Origin of the sequence: Paeniglutamicibacter sp. (assembly GCF_046714615.1) — a bacterium.
Taxonomy (GTDB): Bacteria; Actinomycetota; Actinomycetes; order Actinomycetales; family Micrococcaceae; genus Paeniglutamicibacter.
In genome coordinates, this window is sequence record NZ_JBKKAP010000146.1 from 124,526 (window position 1) to 143,280 (window position 18,755).

An 18,755-nucleotide genomic window follows, 5' to 3' on the forward strand; every position below is an offset into this window, starting at 1 on the left:
GATGAAAATAGAATCTTGGCTCTTCCTGGGCGGCATCTTCTTCTTCACCCCGGTGGGGATCGTTTACGGCATCATGGTGAACTGGGAGGAGCCGGTAGGCTTCCTCGCACTATTCATGCTCTCGGGCATGTGCATCATGATCGGTTGGTACCTGCTGCACACCTCGCGTCGCGTGGGTGCCCGTCCCGAGGACCGTCTTGACGGCGACATCCACGAGAACGCCGGCACCGTCGGCCTCTTCGCTCCGTGGAGCTGGTGGCCGCTGGCCCTGGGTACGGGTGCCGCGATCGGCTTTGCCGGTCTGGCACTGGGCTTCTGGGTCGTGTACATCGGTGTTGGCCTCACGATCATCGCCCTTGTTGGCTGGGTCTACGAGTTCAGCCGCGGTAACCACGCCCACTAACCCGGGCGCGTAACAAACGAAGTTCATCGGTGGAAGCGGTGCTTCTTTCCCCTCGCGGGGAGGGAAACACCGCTTCCGCTGTTTAAGCGGCCAGCGACCGAATGCGGGAGAATGGTATCCAGAGGGGCCGGGTGCCGGCCCGACGACAATGGAGCAAACGTGAAACCCTACGCGCCGCAGCCAAAGGTGCATGGCACGATCGACGAGGACTCGCCGGTCAGCAAATACCGGCAGATTCGCGAGATCCTTCGCAGCCACGCAGCGACGGTCTGCCAGCCCGGCTACCGGCTGCCGCCCGAACGCGAGCTGGCCGAGGGATTCAACGTGGCCCGGAAGACCCTGCGACAGGCCATCGACTCGCTGGTCGAGGACCAGGTGCTCAAGCGCGTGGTCGGCGTGGGGACGTTCGTGGCGCACCCGAAGCTTGACCTGCAGATCCGGTTGAACTCATACAGCGAGGAAATGGTCCGGCGCGGCATGGTCCCCGATGCACACGTGCTGCGTTTCGAGGAAGCGCCCGCCTCCAGCAGCCTGTCGCGGCACATGGAGATCGATGAGGGTGAACCCGTGATCCGCTTCAGCCGCCTCCTGCTTGCCGATGGCAAGCCCATGAGCCTGGATGAGAACTTCATGCCCAGCGAGCTGGTGCCCGGCTTCCTGAACGACCCTCCACCCATTTCGCTCTACCAGTCGCTGCATGAACGCTACGGCCTGATCCTGGAATGGGGCGAGGACCAGATCGAAAGTACCGCGGCGACCAGCGAACATGCCGGACTGCTGCAGGTCGATGTGGGCTTCCCGCTGCTGCGCATCACCCGCTACGCCTTCGTCGGCGAGGTTCTCGTCGACTATTCGATCTCCCTGTACCGCTCGGACCGCTACAAGCTCTTCGTCCCGCTGCAGCGCCAGGGAACCCGCAGCCCGCGCTACACCACCGTGCGCTAGTTCCAGCGCTCCAGAGCGGTCCGCAGCGGCCTTGAGGGCATCCGTGCGGCCGACCCTCGGCGGCGGGGGGCGCCGGTGCGCCGACGCGCTGCGGAACCGAGTGTGGCTTCGGCGCGGCGATTGCGGCTGCGGGGATGCAAAACCCGGCGACGTTGTGGGCTCCGTGGGGGCTGTGCCGGAAGCGGCGGTCGGAGGCGGTTCAAAGAGCTCCGCCAGGTTCCCCGGGGGATCTTTCCAGCAGCGGCTGCTTGCGGCCCGCCCCGGTGATCACATTCGCGTGCAGGGGTACACCGGCGGGGTTCTTGCCGGACGGAACGCTGAGCATCAGCCTCAAGGGCGCCCTGCCCAGGACGGCGAAGCCCGGTCCAGGGTGCAACTCCACGGCAAAACCGAGATGGTTGACATGGAAATCGAGGGCGGCGGCAACGTCGTCCACGATGTAGCGAATGCCGGCTTTTTCATGGTGCTCACTTGAATTCCGGGTGTCGTCGTGTGGGGTCCGCAGCACGGCGATGTAGGTGGCCGTTGCCAACCGAGACATGAATCGCCGCACTCCCACATCAGTTGTGGCATCGGGACCGGCGGCCCGCGGATGCAGGATCCCCGGGTTCAGGCGTTGAACCCGGGCCGGGGCGCATGGCGGCGGCGACAGCCCTGGTGCCGTGGCCCCGAGACCGGCCGTGGGGGCCAGCTGTATGGTCGTGGCGCCAAGCCGGTGGTTGTGATCGGTGCACTCGAACAGGCTGGTTCCCCCTCAGCGAGGTGGATGCCATGGGAACGTGACGATGAATCAGCGCAAGGAGTGGCATCTGCGGGGTGAGGACGCGAGCAGGGGCCGTCATTTATGCTGAGTCAATGAGGAAGTGGGTGGCGCTGGCATCGGCGGCGCTGGGACTTGGCGGACTCGCGGCGCTTCTGGCGTGGCGAGGGCCCCGTCTGCCGCCCGGCACCGAGAGAACGATTGCCCGCATCCGCGCCGGCCCCGTCACGGGAGTCGTCAACGGCAAATCGGGGTACGCCCAGTCCGGCGCGGTCCGGATCTGGTACGAGTCCATCCCTCCTGCCGGTGTGGAGAAGGGAGTCGTTTTGCTCAACTCCTCGCTCGGTGTGGGCTCGTTGTTCTGGCCGCCCGCGTTCCTGCGCGCCCTGTCGGCGGCCGGATACCGCGTGGTCAGGTACGACGATCGGGGCACCGGCGCGTCGAGTTGGATGACGGGCTGGAGCCGAAAGCATCCGTACTCGCTGATCGACATGGCGAACGATGCGGTCGCCGTCCTCGACGAGCTTCGCATTGACCGCGTTCACGTGCTCGGGCTCTCCCTCGGAGGTTTCGTCGCCCAAGAGGTCGCCATCGCATACCCCGAGCGTGTCCATTCCCTCACCCTCATGTCAACGTCGGCGGACCCAACCGACACCTCCATGCCCGGGCCTCGGGCCTGGCCGCTGATCCAGTCGGCGATAGCGGACTTGCCACTGCTGCGCTACCGCTTGCTCGGCGGGGAATCAAATCTCGTGAAGGAGCTCCTCGCGGGGCTGGTCGCGCAAGGCGGAGACGAACCTGTCGACGTGGAGGAGTGGACCAGGATCGTTCTTTACGACCTGCGCGAACGAAACGGATTGAACCTCCGTGCACTGCTGCAGCACCAGGTTGCTGTCGCCGTGACCCGCTCCCGCTACCCGCTTCTGGGCATGATCACGGCACCCACCCTCGTGATACACGGGAACGCCGATGCGTTCTTGCCGATCGAGCACGGCCACCGACTCGCCGCAGCCATCCCTTCCGCTTGCGGCCTTTGGCTGGACGACGCGGGTCACCCGTTCCCATACCCCGACATGACCGAGGTGATGACGGCGATCACGAGCCACCTCGATGCCACCGATGCCTGCGTCTCCGGACCGGCGGGGCAGTCGTCGGGTTCAGGGCAACACAACAACACGTGAGCGGGGAAATTGCAGGCATCCCCCGAACTCGGGGAATTCATGCTCATCACTGCTGGCCACGCATGTCGGCGTGGTGGCTTCCTTCGGGTTTGTGGTCATCAGGCAGCAGGAGCTGCCGCGGGGAATCCCTCGCAGTCTCTCACCAGTACTGGCTCGCCGCCGACTGGAATGACACCGGACGCCACGACGACCAAGGGGTCGTGGCGTCCGGGGGAGTGGGAGTGATTTGTGCCCGGTGTTCGTCGCCCTCGGCCCCCTAGAATTCAAGTGGCACGGTCAAATGTGCGTTAAAAACTGCTGGGGCCCACCAATTGGTGGGCCCCAGCAGTCAGGATGAATTCCTGGCAGATACTACTTTTCGATTGATTCCGTGGTGGAGTCTTCGATTTCTGCCGGACCATGTCCATGCTCGGCATGCAGTGCAGCCAACTCGGAAGGCGTAACCGGGGCCACGCGATCCTCGAAGAAGAACCTGGACAGGGCGCCGCGGCGCTTTTCGCTGCGGCTGATGTGGCCGGCTGCGTTTGGCTGGGCGGCGATGACCTTGCGGTCTTCGTAGTTGACCAGCTGGTGCAGCTTGTAGGCATCCAGCGGTTCGTGGCGTTCCGTGAAGGTGCCCTCCGGGGACATCTCGATGATGCCGGTTTCGCGACCGTGCAAGACGATCTCGCGGTCCTTGCGCTGCAGCGAAAGTGCAATGCGGCGGGCCACAATGAAGCCGAGGATCGGGCCGATGAAGAACAGCGCCCGCAACCAGTAGGTGACGTCGTTCAACGACACGTGGAAGTGGGTGGCGATCAAGTCGGAGGAGGCCGCGGCCCACATCACGCAGTAGGACACAACACCGGCGACACCCATGCCCGTACGGAACGGGGCGTTGCGCGGGCGATCCAGCAGGTGGTGTTCGCGCTTGTCCTTGGTGACCCAGCTTTCAATCCACGGCCAGGCGAACATGATGGTGAACATGATGCCGGCAGGGACAAGCGCCGGCAACAGGACGTTCAGCGTCAGGGTGTTGGTGCCCCACGGTAGCGGGACGAGCCACTCGAACGAGAAGTTGCCCAACGTGCCCGGCATCAGGCGCAGGGCGCCATCAACAAAGCCGATGTACCAGTCAGGCTGGGTGCCTGCGGAAACCGGCGACGGGTCATACGGGCCGTAGTTCCAGATCGGGTTGATGGTCAGCAATCCGGAGATTGCCGCAACGATGCCGAAGACGATGAAGAAGAATCCGCCGGCCTTGGCCGCGTAGACCGGACCGACCGGGAAGCCCACGACGTTGTCGTTGGTGCGGCCCGGGCCGGGGTACTGGGTGTGCTTGTGCACAACAACCATGAACAGGTGCAAGGCAACCATGAGCAGGATGATCGCCGGAACGATCATGATGTGCAGCGAGTACAGACGCGGAATAATTACGGTGCCCGGGAATTCGCCACCGAAGAGGAACAGCGAAAGGTAGGTACCCACGAGCGGGATCGACTTCATGACGCCATCGATGATGCGCAGGCCGTTGCCGGAGAGCAAGTCATCGGGGAGCGAGTAGCCGGTAAAGCCGGCAGCCATGGCCAGGATCAGCAGCACGCCGCCGACAACCCAGTTCAGTTCGCGCGGTTTGCGGAATGCGCCGGTGAAGAACACCCGGAGCATGTGGACCGACACGGCGGCGACGAACAGGATTGCCGACCAGTGGTGGACCTGGCGCATGAACATGCCGCCACGCACGTCGAAGGAGATATCCAACGACGAGGAGTAGGCGGCCGACATGCCAATGCCCTTGAGCGGGTTGTACGAACCATCGTAGATGACGTGTGCCATCGACGGATCGAAGAAGAACGTCAGGAACGTTCCGGAGATCAGCAACAGGACGAAGGTGTACAGCGCCACCTCGCCGAACATGAAGGACCAGTGGTCAGGGAAGATCTTGCGACCGAATTCCTTGACGATGACCGATCCGCCGACACGCTGGTCGACGAAGTGGGCAATGCGACCAGTGGAGGTCTTCGGGGTGTACTCAGTTGATGTGCTCATGGATTAGCCACGCTCCCAGTAGCTCGGGCCAACAGGCTCATGGAAATCGCTCTGGGCGACCAGGAAGCCGTCGGAGTCAACCGTGATTGGCAGCTGTGGCAGTGGGCGTCCGGCCGGGCCGAAGATGACCTTGCATTCCTGCGTGAGGTCAAAGGTCGACTGGTGGCACGGGCACAGCAGGTGGTGCGTCTGCTGCTCGTACAGTGCAACGGGGCAACCGACGTGCGTGCAGATCTTCGAGTAGGCAACGATGCCGTCCACGTGCCAGTCTTCGCGTCCTGCGGAGATTTCCATCTTCGAGGGGTCAAGGCGCATCAACAGAACAACTGCCTTGGCCTTCTCGTTCAACACGTCCTCGGCCTCGTCGAGCCCCTCGGGAATGACGTGGAACGCCGAACCGATCTGGACGTCGGCTGCCTTGATGGGAGTGCCGGAAGGATCGCGCGTCAGACGCACATCCTTGTCCCACATGGTGTGGCGGAACTGCTCGATCATTTCGCCGGCGTTCTTGCCGGAGCGGTCGAGGTCGCGGAACATGAAGATCGCCGGGATCGGAGCCAAGGCAATGGCGCCGATGAGGGTGTTGCGAATCAACGGACGGCGCTTGATGCCGGTCTCTTCGATCACCTGGTTAATGATTTCCTCGGCGTCCTTGCGGTCAGCCTCGGTGGTGACCTCATGACGCATTTCCGAGATTTCGTGGTCCGGCATCAGGGTTTTGGCCCAGTGAACAATGCCGATACCGATGCCAAGCATGGCAAAAGTGGTGCCAAGGCCGAGCATCGCGTTCTGTACACGGATGTCCGAGAGGTTTTCCGGACGTCCGAGAACGAAGTAAGCAATAAAGAACGACAGCGTTCCGATGATGGAGATGATGAACAGCAGCGCTACCTGACGCTCTGCTCGCTTCTCTGCATGCGGGTCGGTATCTGCCAAGCGCTTCCGATGCGGCGGAAGGCCGGGATCCTGGAATTTCTCCAGGGTTCCCGTGCCAGCCTTAGCAACGGTGCCCGAGTCGTCCGGACTGCCGTGACTATGGTCGCCCATGTTGTCTCTCATCCTTTTCTCAAGATTCATTAGTACGTAGTGATGTTGGCGGCACGGGCCGCCAGCGACCTAGGAAGGACGCGAGGTGAGCCAGATGGTGAAGGCAATGATGATGCCCAGACCACCGGTCCAGATGAAGAGACCTTCAGCGACCGGACCCAGCGAGCCAAGCTTGGCTCCGCCCGGTGAACCCTGTGATTCAACTTCCTTCAGGAAGGTGATCACGTCACGCTTCTCTTCGGGGGTGATGTTCGAGTCGTTGAAGACGGGCATGTTCTGCGGGCCGGTGACCATGGCCTCGTAGATGTGCTTCTCGGATACGCCGGCCAGGGCCGGGGCAAACTTGCCGCGCGTTAGTGCGCCACCGGCAGCGGCGGCGTTGTGACACATTGCGCAATTCACGCGGAATACAGTACCGCCTGCGGCAGAGTCACCATGGGTCGTATCGAGCACGTCTTCCGACGGGATTGCCGGACCGGCACCGAGGCTGGCCACGAATGTGGACAGCTGGGAGATCTGGGCGTCATCGAACTGTACCGGCTTGGCCTGAGCCTGGGGCCCCTGCATCTGCATCGGCATACGGCCGGTTCCGACCTGGAAGTCGACTGCAGCGGCGCCTACGCCAATCAGCGAAGGACCGTCAGCGGATCCTTCTGCATTCAAACCGTGGCAGGTAGCGCAGTTCGCGACGAAGAGCTTGTTGCCCTCCTCGATGTCACTTGCGCTATATCCTGTGGCCGCCTTGGCCTCGTTGACGCTGCCGGCGGCCATGTACAGGCCTCCAGTGATGAGCAGGCCCATCAACAGCAGTGCGACGGCGGCGAGTGGATGGCGGCGCCTTTGCGAAAGAGCCTTCACTTGCTGGTTCCTCACTTATTTCTTAGAACGGGGAAGTTGCCGAAAGTAGGCAACGTTTTGGGTTGCGCTACTTCAGGAAGTAGATGATCGCGAACAGGGCGATCCACACGACGTCGACGAAGTGCCAGTAGTAAGACACAACGATCGCACCGGTTGCCTCGTAGTGACCGAACTTGCGTGCAATCAGTGCACGTCCGATGATCAGCAGGAAGGCGATGAGGCCGCCAGCCACGTGCAAGCCGTGGAAGCCGGTGGTCATGTAGAAGACCGAGCCGTAGGCGTTTGAATTCAGTGCAATGCCGTGAGCAACCAGTTCGGTGTACTCGTAGGCCTGCACGGAAACGAAGATGGCACCGAGGATGAAGGTCAGGACGAACCATTCGACCATTCCCCATTCCTTCAAGTTGAACAGTCCGCCGGTGCGGCGAGGCTTAAGATCCTCGGCACGGAAGACACCCAACTGGCAGGAGAACGAGCTCGAGACCAGGATGATCGTGTTGATAAGTGCGAACGGAACGTTGAGTTTCTCGGTTTCGGTCGCCCACATCTCCGGCGATGCAGCGCGGAGTGTGAAGTACATGGCGAAAAGCGCGGCAAAGAACATCAGCTCGCTGGCAAGCCAGACGACAGTTCCTACCGACACCATGTTGGGACGGTTCGGCGCAGGATGCGCCGGGGCAATTAGGGCATGAGTCGCAGTTGTCACAGAGCCATTATGTCTATAAAAGTACCTCTGACACCAATGCATTGGGCCCCGCGTGGCGGGAAATTTCACCGCTTCACGCCTACAGCCGCGGAAACACGCGGGATTAACATTTCAGACTTTCTACGATTCGTAGATAACCTAGAGGCGTGTCAACGATTCGAACGAACCAAAAGTTCCCCACATGGCCGTCAATTCTCTCTGCGCTGATCGCCGGTGGCGACCTCGACAGGGACCAAGCGTATTGGGCCATGGGCGAGGTGATGACGGGAAATGCCAGCGATGCGCAGGTGGCTGGATTCCTTGTTGCGCTCCGATCCAAGGGCGAAACAGTTGATGAACTCACCGGATTGGTGGAGGCGATGATCGCCAATGCCAGGCCTCTGGATATCGAGGGCGAGCACCTGGACATCGTGGGAACCGGGGGTGACCGACAGAACACCGTTAATATTTCCACGATGTCCTCCCTGGTGTGTGCCGGGGCCGGGGCCCGGATCGTGAAGCACGGGAACCGAGCTTCCTCGTCGTCATCGGGTTCCGCCGATGTGCTCGAGGCGTTGGGTGTGAGGCTCGACGTCCCCGTCGAAAAACTGAATGATGTCCTGGACGCGGCGAACATCACTTTCTGTTTCGCCAACATCTTCCATCCCTCCATGCGCAATGCAGCCGTTCCCCGGCGCGAGCTGGGGGTGCCGACGGCGTTCAACTTCATGGGGCCGTTGACCAATCCCTCGGAGCCCACCGCCTCGGCCATCGGCTGTGCCGACCTGGGCATGGCGCCGCTGATGGCCGGCGTGCTGGCCGCGAGGGGGGTCCGCGCGCTGGTCTTCCGCGGCGAGGACGGCCTTGACGAACTGACCACGACCGCCGACAACCGGGTCTGGGAAGTTCGTGACGGACAGGTCACCGAGTCGCGTTTCGACGCACGGGATCTCGGCATGGCTCGAGTGACGCTTGATGACCTGCGCGGGGGAGATGCGCAGCACAACGCCCAGGTGGTGCGGGACGTGCTCGACGGGGCCCAGGGCCCCGTCCGCGATGCAGTCCTGCTCAATGCCGCTGCCGGGCTGGTCGCCTTCGACCAGGACGGTGCCGGCTCCTTGCGGGAGCGGCTGGAAAAGGCCGTCGCGAGGGCGGCCGAGTCGATCGATTCAGGTTCCGCACGGCGGGTCCTCGAGAAGTGGATCCAGGCAACGGCCTAGGTTTTCAGGCGTGCGATCCAGCATGCCGACTGGCGCGTCGACCATCCCGTATGGATGGGAGGCGCGCCAGTGCCGTTTCTGGGGCCCCGCGCCCGTTTTGCCGGCCTCCGCCCTCCAAGGCTTTTTGCGTTCGCTGGCGAGCGTCGTGTGGTTTTTGGGGGAGCGCGTTGCCGTGGGGGCAGGGGCAAAGAGCCGAACTGTCGTCGGTGCGTAACAAAGCGACCCGCCACCAACATATTCGGGAGCACTCGGCGTGCGGGTTTTGATCCGAGGCCAAGTGGCAGGGCTGCCGGACTTCGAGGCTTGGGCAGGCGGGGGAGCGGCGCCGGGTTAAGTGCGATGGCGGGTGTGCCGCGGTCCCCTGTCGGGGTCGCGGCACACCCGCCACGGATCATTCACAGTGCCAAAGCGGTCCCGCTACTCGAGACCGAGCGAGAAGGCGGCATCCAGATCGTGGCTGGAATATGCCCGGAACGCGATATGGGTTTGGGTTCCGGTGACGCCAGGGACCTTCGAGAGCTTGTTGGCGATGACCTCGGCCAGGTCCTCGTGGTGGCGGACCCGGGCGATCGCAATGAGATCCCAGTCGCCGGCGACCGAATAGACCTCGGAGATGCCTTCGATGTTGGAAATCTTTTCGGCGCACTCGGGAATGCTGTCAGAAGCGGTTTGGATCATGACGAATGCAGTGACCACGTGGATACCTCCAGATGTTTGTGGGGAGTGGATCCCTGAACTTGGTTTGAGCCTAGTTCAGGATTCGGACGCGCGCACGCGGCGGCGCGCAATAAGGGTGGTAACCGCTCGGCGGCCCAACAGGAACACGCCAAGCACAATCGTCGCGACAATAATGAACGGCACCGCGGCGGTGGCACCGAAAAGCACGCGCAGGGCGAGCCCCAGGGCCACGGTCCCGAGCCAAACGAGTATTCCGGTGGGCCAGATCCGTGAGTGGTTGACCCAGGGGCGCGAGAGCAGCGTCAGGGCGGCCAGTGCCAGCAGGAAGGGCGTGGCGGTTTGGAGCACACCCAGGATGGTCAGTGAATGTTGGTGGGAGCCCCGTCCGCTCAAGGCGAAGATCAGGACGAGGACCACATCGATCGCGAAATACGCGATCCAGGTCTTACGAGAGGTCATGCATCTATTCTACGTGGCGTAGTACGTCGGTGTGCCCGCAGGTAGGAGGGCGTTGGGCGAAGACGCCCTACGGGCTCCGGGTAGGCGCGGGCGTTGGCGCAGGTGGCCTTGCCTTCGTGGGCGTTGGCGTAGGTTCTCTGGCCTTCGTGGGCGTGGGGACTGGGATCTTCGCCTTTCGCACGGCAGGGCGGGGGAGCAGGTCCAGCTCCACCAGCACCGTCTTGTCGGTGTAGCCAAAGACCCGGCCCGACGGAGTGGCAGCGAGCCGGTTGCCGAACCGCTGCTTGCCCTTGGGGCTGCCGATCACGGCCTGGGTGCCGCCGCGGAAGTCCACGACCGTGGTGGTTCCCGCCGCGCTGTGCACGACCTTGGAGCCGTCGCCGACCTGGGCAATGTCGGCGTTGGCCCACCCGGGTCGGTTGGCGGCATTGCGTGCGGCGGTGAGGCGGTGACGCCGGAGGAGCTTCCCATTGACCGGGTCGATGATGTTGATGCCCTCGATGTCGGCCACCACCAGCCACCCGGCAATGAGCTTGGGCGCGTACAGGGCGCCGGAAGAGGTGACCGGCGCGGTTTCCCAGATCTTCTTCTTCGTGGCGATCTCCAACTTGAAGACCTTGGCAGGGCCCTTGGTGTCGGGGATGCCGTAGCCGTTGCGTGTGGAGGAGGTTCCGTAGACGTAGCGGTCGTCGGCTGCCAGTCCGACGATGGAGTGGGAGCGGACGAATCCCTCCCCGCCGCCGTTGAGCACCCAGCTGATTTTGTTGGCGCGGGGATCGATCATCCCCAGCACGCCGCCAGCCCGCCCGTAATCGGGCACGGTGCCGAAGAACACGTTGCGGGAGTTCACGGCCCAGCCGAAGGGGCGGGACTGGTGGTACTTGCGGCTCAGCCGCTCCAGCCGCACGTAGCCCTCTGGCTTGTCCTTCTTCCGGCTGTCGACGCTGATGATGTCAGCCGAGCCGTAGGAACCGATGTAGCTGCGCGCGGCATCGAACTCGATCATGCCCTCGATCTGGTTGACGAGGTCTTCGGCGTCGGGGGAGTCCCAGCGGCCCCCGGTGACGGGGTTGACGGCGGCGAGCCCGTCGCCCATGTAGCCGCCCACGTAGACGTTCCCGTCGGAGTGCCCCATCAGCGACTGGATCGTGAATTCGCCGTCGGTGAGCGAGACGGTGCGGACCTTGTCCACGGTTCCGGTGGCGAGGTTGAAGGATTCGAGGCGCAGGCCGGTGGGGATCTGGCTGGCCACGAGCACCGCCTTGGCGGAGGCCTCCAGCACCAGGGGTGCGCTGGTGCCGACCGGACCCAGCTTCGTGTCCCGCCAGGTCGAGGTGTCAGTCGCGTAGAGGATCCCCTTGGAGATGCTGAAGATTCGCCCGCTGCCTGTGACTTCCGCCGACGCGCGGCGGGCGGCCCAGACGCGGTCGACCTTGCCGGCCCATTTTTTGGTGGCGGGGTCAAGCAGCAGCTCGGCGGTGACATCGCTGGCCGTCACCACGATGCGGTCCCCGATCACGTCGATGGAGGAGATGAAGCCGTTGGGCATCGGGTTGGGCAGCTGGACCTCGGTGCGCCGCCCGGGTTGGCTTGCGGGGAACGTGAACAGCCGCGGGTTTCGGGAACCGGTTCCGACCCAGACCGTATCGTCCGGGCCGATGGCCAGGCGCCTGGCGTAATCGCTGTCCGCGGCGAGTCGTTTGTGGGCCCGGATCTTTTTCATTGCCGCGGTGTAGGTGAAGGTGGCCCCGTTGGGGTAGGTGCCGCCCCAGACGTTGCCTGCAGAATCCAGCCGCAGCTCGTACAGCACGGTCGCGCCGGGGACCACGCCGATCCGGCGCACCGCCTTGGGGCTGGCCGGGCTCCAGGACAGGAGGCTGCCGCCGGTGCTGAGATAGAGGGTCTTGCTTCCCCGGTGCCAGACCAGGGATTCGATGCCGCCATTGTGGCTGTCGGAAATGGACACCACGTGCACCGGCACCCCGGCGTCCGGGTTGACGATCTGCAATTGGTTGACGGGTCCGACGATTGACACCGCAAGCCAGGGGACAGGTGCCCCGGTGAGTCCGGGCAGCGGGACCACGGCCTTGACGTTCAGTGCGGGAAACGCCCCCTCGAAGCGGGATATGGCGCCGCGGGTGTTGGATGCCCGTTTAAGCGGGGTCGTCACCAGGGGATCGCGCGAGCGCCACGGCGGCGGCCCGGGTTTGGCCGGGGGTGTTGGCTTGGGCGTGGGACTGGCAGTCGGACTGGGTGTCGCCGGCTTCGGGGGAATCGCCGCCGGCGTTTCGGCGGGGGAGTGCGGGGGAGAGAGTGCGACCCCGCCGACGGCCAGTGCCGCGAGGGACAACAGCCCGCGTCGGGTCAGCCGGTGCGGATCGTGCTGGGGGTCGTGGTGCACTGTCGGTCTTCCGGTGGTCGTAAATGGCTCTGACGGCCTTGAGACTAACAGCCGCACATGGAGGATTGCCGGTAGCGCACGCCGGACCATGTCGTATCTCACATGGGAGTGCGAGGGTTCCCGCCAATCAGTCCGGCCCGGAAGATGGAGTTGAACGTGAAGGCCGGCCGCCGTTTCCCGACGCTACGACGGGTGATCCACGGCATAGGAATGTATGACCGTGCCGTTTTCCATCATCCGGGTACCTGCCAGGTGCAATCGGGCCGCGGCCGTGTGGTGGATCAGGAGGCCGGCATCGGGCGTTGCGCCCAGGAAGAAGGGGTGGATCCACAGGCGGATCTCGTCGAGCAGTCCGTGCTCCATGAGTGTTCCCGCGAGCCGTCCGAACCCGTAGGTCAGGATGTCCTGGCCGGGTTCGGACTTGATGCGGGCAATGCCGTCGGCCACGTCGTCGCCGATGATGACGGTGTTGTCCCAAGTGGCTTCCTGCAGCTCTGTGGATACGACGTACTTCCGCAAGGCGTTGATGCGATCGGTTAATGGTTCGTTTGAGTGGCCCTGCCACACCGCAGCAAAGCCCAGGTAGGTGTCCTTGCCCAACAGCACGGCGTCGCACTGTTCAATGAGCTCCTGCTGGATCCTTGCCCTTTCGTCCCCGGGGTCTTCAAGGGCGGGCCAATGCTGCGGGCTGGTAATGACGCCGTCGAGTGAGACATAGGTGGAGTTGATGATCCGCCGCATGTGAGGCTTCGCCTTGAATGTAGCTGCGTGAATATTTGGTTCAACTAGGCTGGCAGTCCGGTACGGGCAATGGAACCCTTGGCGGCGGGTCATCTGCCTGGGACGTGACGAGGTGCCCCCAACCGGGGCGGCCCCCAACCGGGCCGGCCGCCAACCGACATGCGCAGGCGCCCGGCGGCTTGGCTGCCATGTGTCACCGTGAACAAGTGCCACTGAGTGCAGGGGAAATTGCCAACTGTTGGGTAGCCTGCAAATGGCTACACAGGAGATCCCATGCCACCGCATCAAACCTGAAAGTACAGCTCGGTGTGCAACTTGCAGCCTGGGTTGAACGCCGCAGCGCAACCCGGGCATGAGTCGACGCCGAGATACTCGGTGATCGCCAAGAGGTTTCCGCAGACGCCGCAGAGCACGGCCGGCTCGTCGCGGGAATCCGACGGCCACTGCGCTGCAACGTGGTTCGCGGCCTCCGCGTGGCAGAGGTGGCACGGGTAGAAGTCGCGGCAGCAAGCGAACTTGATCGCAATGACGTCCAGCGGGGTTCGATAGTGGACGCAGCGCGTCTGGCCATCGACGACGGGTCCCAGGACGTTTGGCCGGTCCAGGCTCATCGCACGCCCCTCGCGGTGAGCGCATCGCCCAGCTCGTCCGCGTGCTTGAGCGCCACGATGAGAAATGGGACGACGAAGGTGCGCGGGTTGTTACGCGCTCCACGTGCCCGCTGCGCATCGCGCACCTCGCTCGCCCGGCGGCCGAGCACCGGGATGGTGCTGATGGTCACCGTGAGCAGCAGCGCGATGCGCTGTGAGTCCAGGCCCAGCCGTTCCAAGGGGCTCAGCCCGCGCTCGATGGCGTCCAGCAGCGCGGTCACCCGCGTGGTGAGGGCGAGCAGTGCGGCAAGCACGATCGCGGAGGTGACCCGGGCGGCATTGGCAACTGCGGGCTCGGGGCCCAGGAAGATGAGTTGGCTGACGACGGTGATCACGATGACCCAGCGGATCGCGAACACCTGACGACCCAGTTCCCGGATCCCGCGCAGGCCTGGGCCGAGGCCGGCCAGCGCGTAGCCCAGAATGCCCACTGCCGCAGCGAGGCCGGCCGAGAACCAGTGCGAGGGCAGCAGTGACACGGCAAGCACCACCGACAGGATCATCAGCAGCTTCGGGCCGGCGGGCATGCGATGCAGCCAGCCGGTGCCCGGCCGGTAGAGCGTCAGCATGCCAGCACCGCCTCGTACCTGGCGATGATCGCCTCCGGTTCGCCGAGGGCCACCATGCGTCCGCCGGCGAAAAGCACGGCCTGCTCGCACCGCGCGGCCAGCGAGAGATCGTGGGTGACGAGCACCAGGCGGTGCCCGGCGTCCTCGAACAGGTGGTCGGCGACCCGCCTGGCGTTGCGCGCGTCCAGATAGGCTGTCGGCTCGTCCGCGATCACCAGCTCCGGGTTGCGCACGAACGCGCCGCACAGCGCGAGCATCTGCTTCTGCCCGCCCGAGAGGTCGTGGGACGGCCGTTCGGCCAAAGCGGTGAGACCGAACCTATCCATCGCCGTTTCCACCCGTTCCTCGAGCTCGGCCGCTCGGAGCCGGTCGGCGCGGAGCGAGAAGGCGACGTCTTCGGCGACCGTTGGCATGATGATCTGCGCGTCCGGATTGCTGAACACGATGGCGATGCGGCGCCGCAACTCGGCAGCCCGGCGGGCCGGGTCGATCCCCAGGATGCTCATCTCGCCCGAGGTCCGGTTGACCAGTCCGCCAATCAACCGGGCGAACGTGGATTTGCCGGAGCCGTTCTCCCCGATGACGGCCACGGTACGCGCGTCAAGATCGAGGGAGAGATCCTGGAGCACGTCCGTATCGCCCAGGCGCACCCCGACGGCATTGAGGTGGATTCCTCCCGCGCTCATCGAACCACCTCCAGCACGGCGGCGATCCCCATGCCTCCGCCGATCGACGCCGCGGCGACCCCACGGGTCCCCGCCGGCGCCCCGGCGCGCACGAGCCGGCTGAAGAGGCGCACCACGGCGATCGCACCGCTGGCACCCCACGGGTGGCCGAGGGCCAGCGCACCCCCATCGGCAGACAGCCGCGGGTCGTCGTCGGTGATCCCGATCCGGTCCAGCACGGCCAGGCTCTGCGCGGCGAACGCCTCGACGATTTCCAGCGCCGCGATGTCCGCCAGTTCCAATCCCGCCGAGCGCAGGGCGGCCCGGATGGCGCCGGCGGCCCCGATACCCGGAAGCGCCGGATCGCAGCCGAGAACGGCGGACGCCCGGATCGCCAGCCCTGGCGCGACGCCTGCAGGTGCGAGCACCAGGGCGGCGGCGCCGTCCCCGATCCGCGTTGCCGTGCCCGCGGTGAGCGTGCCTCCCGGGAAGAGCGCCGGCAAACGGGGGAGCAGTCGCTCCGCGCCGCCGATCGCGTCGTCATGCCGTAGCCCGGCCAAAGGCACCAGTTCGGCATCGAACCGGCCGGCGGAGAGTGCGGCGCGTGCGCGAGCGTGGCTGCGCGCTGCATGGGCGTCCTGGCGGGCGCGCGAAATGCCGTCATGCACGGCAAGGTCCTCGGCGGCCCGGGTCATCTCCGGGTCGTCGAAGCCCGCGGGGGCGAACGGGGCACGGCCATAGGGGATGCCGTCCACCGAACGCACCGGTGCCGTGGAGGCACTCTCCACGCCGCCGGCCACGCGCATCCGCCGATCACCGGCGCGGATCGCGGCCGCGGCATCGAGCACTGCCGCCAGGCCGCTCCCGCATTGCCGATCCACCGTTGCGCCGGGAACCTCGTGGCCGAGCCCGGCTGCCAGCGCGGCGATGCGGCCGGGGTTGCCGCCGGGTCCCATGCAGTTCCCCAGGAGCACATCGGCCACCGCGATCGGAGAGCCGTGTGCCGCTTCGGCGTCGGCCAGTGCCGCCCTGATCACGGGTGCCGCCAGCTCCTCGACGCGCAATTGTGCCAGGGCGCGGCCCCGGGTGCCGACGGGGCTGCGCCGGGCGGCGATGATGACGGGATCGTTCTCAGGCTGCAAGGTGCTGCACCTCCCCGGCCAGGACCAGGCGCAGGGCTTCGGCACGTGCGGGCTTGCCCGAGGCTGTCCGCGGGATCTCTCCGGCGAACCAGCGCCGGGGCCGGTGGGCCGGTGCCAACCCGGCGGCGGCAAGCGGTCGGAGGTCCGCCGGCGCATCGCCGTCCAGCTCCAGCAACGCCGAGACCAGGGCACCGACGGGACCGCGCGGCAGCCCGAACACCAGCGCGTCGCGGACGCCCGGAATCGTGCGCAGCACCGCCTCGACCTCCTCGGGAACGATTGTCGCCGAAGCGCTGAGGATCGCGTCGTCGGCCCTTCCCAGCAGGCGGAGGCGGCCGTCGACGAGTTCCGCGCGGTCGCCGACCGTCGCCCACGCACCGTCCCGGCGCAGCGGACCGGGGGCGCCGGCATAGCCGGAGGCGATGAAGGCGGAGCGCACCCACAGCTCGCCGTCCCGGATGTCCAGGTCGACCCCGGGGAACGGCTTCAAGCCCTCGCCCTCATCGCAGGCCACGAAGGACAGCTCGGCCGCGCCGTAGTAGGCGGTCACGCGGATGCCTGCAGCCTCGGCACGCTCACGGAGCGCCGGGTCCAGGTGGGATCCGCCGATCAACGCAGCGCGCAGCCGCGGCGGGGCGCCCGCGTCGAGCACGGCCCGAAGTGCCTGCGGTGTGCCGTGCAGCGCGTCGGCATCCGGGGTGACCCGCAGCATCGGGCGCGGGCCGCCGGAGAGCGAGTGCGCAAGGGAAAAGAGGGTGAGCGAGGAAGCGGGCGGGGCCGGGAGTGCCACGGTCTGCCCGGGCCCGGCGTCCAGGAACCCGCCGACGGCCGCGAACGAGTCGGCCCACGACTGCGCGGTGCGCAGCACGATCCGCGGCGCACCGCTGCTGCCGGAGGTGAGCGTCGCCCAGGCGGTTCCGTCGGGAACCTCGGCCTTCGCGGCGGCCTCGACCGTGGCGTCCCATTGCGCGCGCGGCCACCGGGGATCACCGACGAGGGGGACGTCGCCCGCCTCGCTGATCCGTTGGAGATGTTCGAGCAGGCCGGTTTCCCCGCCGCTCACCGGGATGATCACTAGACCTGCTCCAGGACCTGAGCCGACTTCGAGGCCCACACGCGGCGGAAGGCGCGGGGGTATGCCCGGACCAGCGTCATTACGATGATCGCCGCGGTCACGGCCTTGATCAGGTCCCCTGGTACGAAAGCGAGGCTCATCAACACCGTCTCGCCGATCGGCAGGCGAGTGACCATGCTCTGCACCGGGATCCCGAAGGCGTAGATCACCAGGATGCCGCCGGTAAGCACGCCGACCAGCGTCCGCCACAGCACCGGCTTGCGCCCGCCCGCATGCACGATCAAGCCGATGACACACGCGCCGACGATCCAGCCGAGGAGGTAGCCCACCGAAGGGCCGAAGAACACGCCGATGCCACCGCGGCCGCCTGCAAGGAGGGGCAGGCCAATCGCGACCAGTGACAACAGCACGGTCATCGAAAGGGCACCAAGCCACGGCCCGAGAACGGCACCGGCGAGCATCACGCCGAGTGTCTGGACGGTGATCGGGACGCCGCCGGCGACGGAGAAGCCGCCCGGCAGGCCCAGCACGGCGACAATCGCCGCGAAGACGGCGACCCGGGCGAGACTGGTGGCGTCGAGCCGCCGGCTGCCGGAACTGTTTGGGAGGGTACGGTGATTGGTCATGGGAAGTGTCCTCTTACTTTTCAAGCCTGAACGGTACCTACTTGAACACCGTCCAATTGAACGGTGTTCAGGTGGATGGTGTTTACTATAGTGACCCCCTGGCGTCAGCCACAATAGCGGCGGTAACACTTCGACGCCGCGTCCCTCAGAGTTCGCGGTGAATATCGGCCAGCCAACCGCAGAACGCGTCTCATTCATTTCGGGGGCGTGAATCGGTGCCGGCCTGGAGGCCCTGGCCCGAAACCTGAAAAATCGGCTCCAGCCTTGTGAAAGCAAGGCAGCGGGGGCGCTCTCAACCGAGCGACCAGTGCAAAAAGACACCTGCCACGCGGGGGGTCCTACTACGTTTGGTGGGATTGGAGAAGACCATTTAGTCGTGCACCGTGATGTGCATTGGGGGATCGTCCACGACCGTTGCCGAGCCGCCACTGAACCTTGTGAAGCCATTGCAGGCGAGGGGCCAACCCCATTCGGCTCCAACCATGCTTTCACGGTAGCCAGTCTGGTTCCCGTGGATCATGCGCAATAGGACCGGCGACCTCCGAATCAAAGCTCGGGCAAATGATCCGGTCCCGATTGCGGCACCATATGCCTCCATTGTCTTGCGCACCGGAATCGACCC

Annotated in this window: 19 protein-coding genes; 4 read left to right on the plus strand and 15 right to left on the minus strand. The window is 65.3% G+C overall.

Going from position 1 to position 18,755, the window contains the following annotated elements:
• Window position 1: 1 nt before the first annotated feature.
• Together ACLQ7E_RS17560 and ACLQ7E_RS17565 are read left to right on the plus strand one after the other, a co-directional pair.
• Window positions 2-403, plus strand: a complete 402-nt coding sequence (locus ACLQ7E_RS17560) for a cytochrome c oxidase subunit 4 (protein ID WP_411733859.1) — start codon at window positions 2-4, stop codon at window positions 401-403.
• A 159-nt stretch (window positions 404-562) separates the two neighbouring features.
• Window positions 563-1,348 carry a GntR family transcriptional regulator gene (locus tag ACLQ7E_RS17565; RefSeq protein WP_411733860.1) on the plus strand — a complete coding sequence of 262 codons (786 nt, stop codon included), beginning with the start codon at window positions 563-565 and terminating at the stop codon, window positions 1,346-1,348.
• A 199-nt stretch (window positions 1,349-1,547) separates the two neighbouring features.
• On the opposite strand, the gene ACLQ7E_RS17570 is transcribed toward ACLQ7E_RS17565, so the two are convergent.
• Window positions 1,548-1,889 (minus strand): hypothetical protein, encoded by a 342-nt coding sequence (locus tag ACLQ7E_RS17570; RefSeq protein WP_411733861.1) that lies wholly within the window; start codon window positions 1,887-1,889, stop codon window positions 1,548-1,550.
• Between the two features lie 314 nt (window positions 1,890-2,203).
• Here ACLQ7E_RS17570 and ACLQ7E_RS17575 point away from each other — a divergent pair, with 314 nt between their 5' ends.
• Entirely contained in the window at window positions 2,204-3,289 is a 1,086-nt protein-coding gene (locus ACLQ7E_RS17575) for an alpha/beta fold hydrolase (RefSeq protein ID WP_411733862.1), read from the plus strand.
• A gap of 351 nt (window positions 3,290-3,640) precedes the next feature.
• On the opposite strand, the gene ACLQ7E_RS17580 is transcribed toward ACLQ7E_RS17575, so the two are convergent.
• From ACLQ7E_RS17580 to ACLQ7E_RS17595, 4 genes are all read right to left on the minus strand, one after another.
• Window positions 3,641-5,317, minus strand: a complete 1,677-nt coding sequence (locus ACLQ7E_RS17580) for a cytochrome b (RefSeq protein WP_411733863.1) — start codon at window positions 5,315-5,317, stop codon at window positions 3,641-3,643.
• A gap of 3 nt (window positions 5,318-5,320) precedes the next feature.
• Window positions 5,321-6,364, minus strand: a complete 1,044-nt coding sequence (locus ACLQ7E_RS17585) for a Rieske 2Fe-2S domain-containing protein (protein WP_411733864.1) — start codon at window positions 6,362-6,364, stop codon at window positions 5,321-5,323.
• A 69-nt stretch (window positions 6,365-6,433) separates the two neighbouring features.
• On the minus strand, window positions 6,434-7,222 hold the full coding sequence (locus ACLQ7E_RS17590; protein ID WP_411733865.1) for a c-type cytochrome: 789 nt from the start codon (window positions 7,220-7,222) through the stop codon (window positions 6,434-6,436).
• A 67-nt stretch (window positions 7,223-7,289) separates the two neighbouring features.
• Entirely contained in the window at window positions 7,290-7,928 is a 639-nt protein-coding gene (locus tag ACLQ7E_RS17595) for a heme-copper oxidase subunit III (protein ID WP_411733866.1), read from the minus strand.
• 146 nt (window positions 7,929-8,074) lie between these two features.
• On the opposite strand from ACLQ7E_RS17595, the gene trpD reads away from it, so the two are divergent.
• On the plus strand, window positions 8,075-9,127 hold the full coding sequence (trpD, locus tag ACLQ7E_RS17600; protein WP_411733867.1) for an anthranilate phosphoribosyltransferase: 1,053 nt from the start codon (window positions 8,075-8,077) through the stop codon (window positions 9,125-9,127).
• Window positions 9,128-9,544: 417 nt separating this feature from the next.
• On the opposite strand, the gene ACLQ7E_RS17605 is transcribed toward trpD, so the two are convergent.
• The 10 genes from ACLQ7E_RS17605 to ACLQ7E_RS17650 all read right to left on the minus strand — a co-directional run bounded on the left by ACLQ7E_RS17605 (window position 9,545) and on the right by ACLQ7E_RS17650 (window position 18,133).
• Entirely contained in the window at window positions 9,545-9,823 is a 279-nt protein-coding gene (locus ACLQ7E_RS17605; protein ID WP_411733868.1) for an Lrp/AsnC family transcriptional regulator, read from the minus strand.
• Window positions 9,824-9,880: 57 nt separating this feature from the next.
• Complete coding sequence (locus ACLQ7E_RS17610; RefSeq protein WP_411733869.1) at window positions 9,881-10,264, minus strand: DUF3054 domain-containing protein; 384 nt, start codon at window positions 10,262-10,264, stop codon at window positions 9,881-9,883.
• A gap of 67 nt (window positions 10,265-10,331) precedes the next feature.
• Window positions 10,332-12,665, minus strand: coding sequence for a hypothetical protein (locus ACLQ7E_RS17615; protein WP_411733870.1), 2,334 nt, complete (start codon window positions 12,663-12,665; stop codon window positions 10,332-10,334).
• A gap of 183 nt (window positions 12,666-12,848) precedes the next feature.
• On the minus strand, window positions 12,849-13,406 hold the full coding sequence (locus ACLQ7E_RS17620; protein ID WP_411733871.1) for a dihydrofolate reductase family protein: 558 nt from the start codon (window positions 13,404-13,406) through the stop codon (window positions 12,849-12,851).
• Between the two features lie 284 nt (window positions 13,407-13,690).
• Window positions 13,691-14,017 (minus strand): CHY zinc finger protein, encoded by a 327-nt coding sequence (locus ACLQ7E_RS17625; protein WP_411733872.1) that lies wholly within the window; start codon window positions 14,015-14,017, stop codon window positions 13,691-13,693.
• Window positions 14,014-14,625: an energy-coupling factor transporter transmembrane component T family protein gene (locus ACLQ7E_RS17630; RefSeq protein WP_411733873.1), complete on the minus strand. Its 612-nt coding sequence runs from the start codon at window positions 14,623-14,625 to the stop codon at window positions 14,014-14,016. Before ACLQ7E_RS17630 ends, ACLQ7E_RS17625 begins: the two co-directional genes overlap by 4 nt.
• Entirely contained in the window at window positions 14,619-15,311 is a 693-nt protein-coding gene (locus ACLQ7E_RS17635) for an energy-coupling factor ABC transporter ATP-binding protein (RefSeq protein WP_411733874.1), read from the minus strand. The genes ACLQ7E_RS17630 and ACLQ7E_RS17635 overlap by 7 nt, the downstream gene beginning before the upstream one ends.
• Window positions 15,308-16,432 (minus strand): thiolase family protein, encoded by a 1,125-nt coding sequence (locus ACLQ7E_RS17640; RefSeq protein WP_411733875.1) that lies wholly within the window; start codon window positions 16,430-16,432, stop codon window positions 15,308-15,310. The genes ACLQ7E_RS17635 and ACLQ7E_RS17640 overlap by 4 nt, the downstream gene beginning before the upstream one ends.
• The gene (locus tag ACLQ7E_RS17645; protein ID WP_411733876.1) at window positions 16,422-17,507 is read right to left on the minus strand and encodes an AMP-binding protein; all 1,086 of its coding nucleotides are present in this window, start codon (window positions 17,505-17,507) and stop codon (window positions 16,422-16,424) included. Before ACLQ7E_RS17645 ends, ACLQ7E_RS17640 begins: the two co-directional genes overlap by 11 nt.
• Window positions 17,507-18,133: a biotin transporter BioY gene (locus ACLQ7E_RS17650; RefSeq protein ID WP_411733877.1), complete on the minus strand. Its 627-nt coding sequence runs from the start codon at window positions 18,131-18,133 to the stop codon at window positions 17,507-17,509. Before ACLQ7E_RS17650 ends, ACLQ7E_RS17645 begins: the two co-directional genes overlap by 1 nt.
• Between the last annotated feature and the right edge of the window lie 622 nt (window positions 18,134-18,755).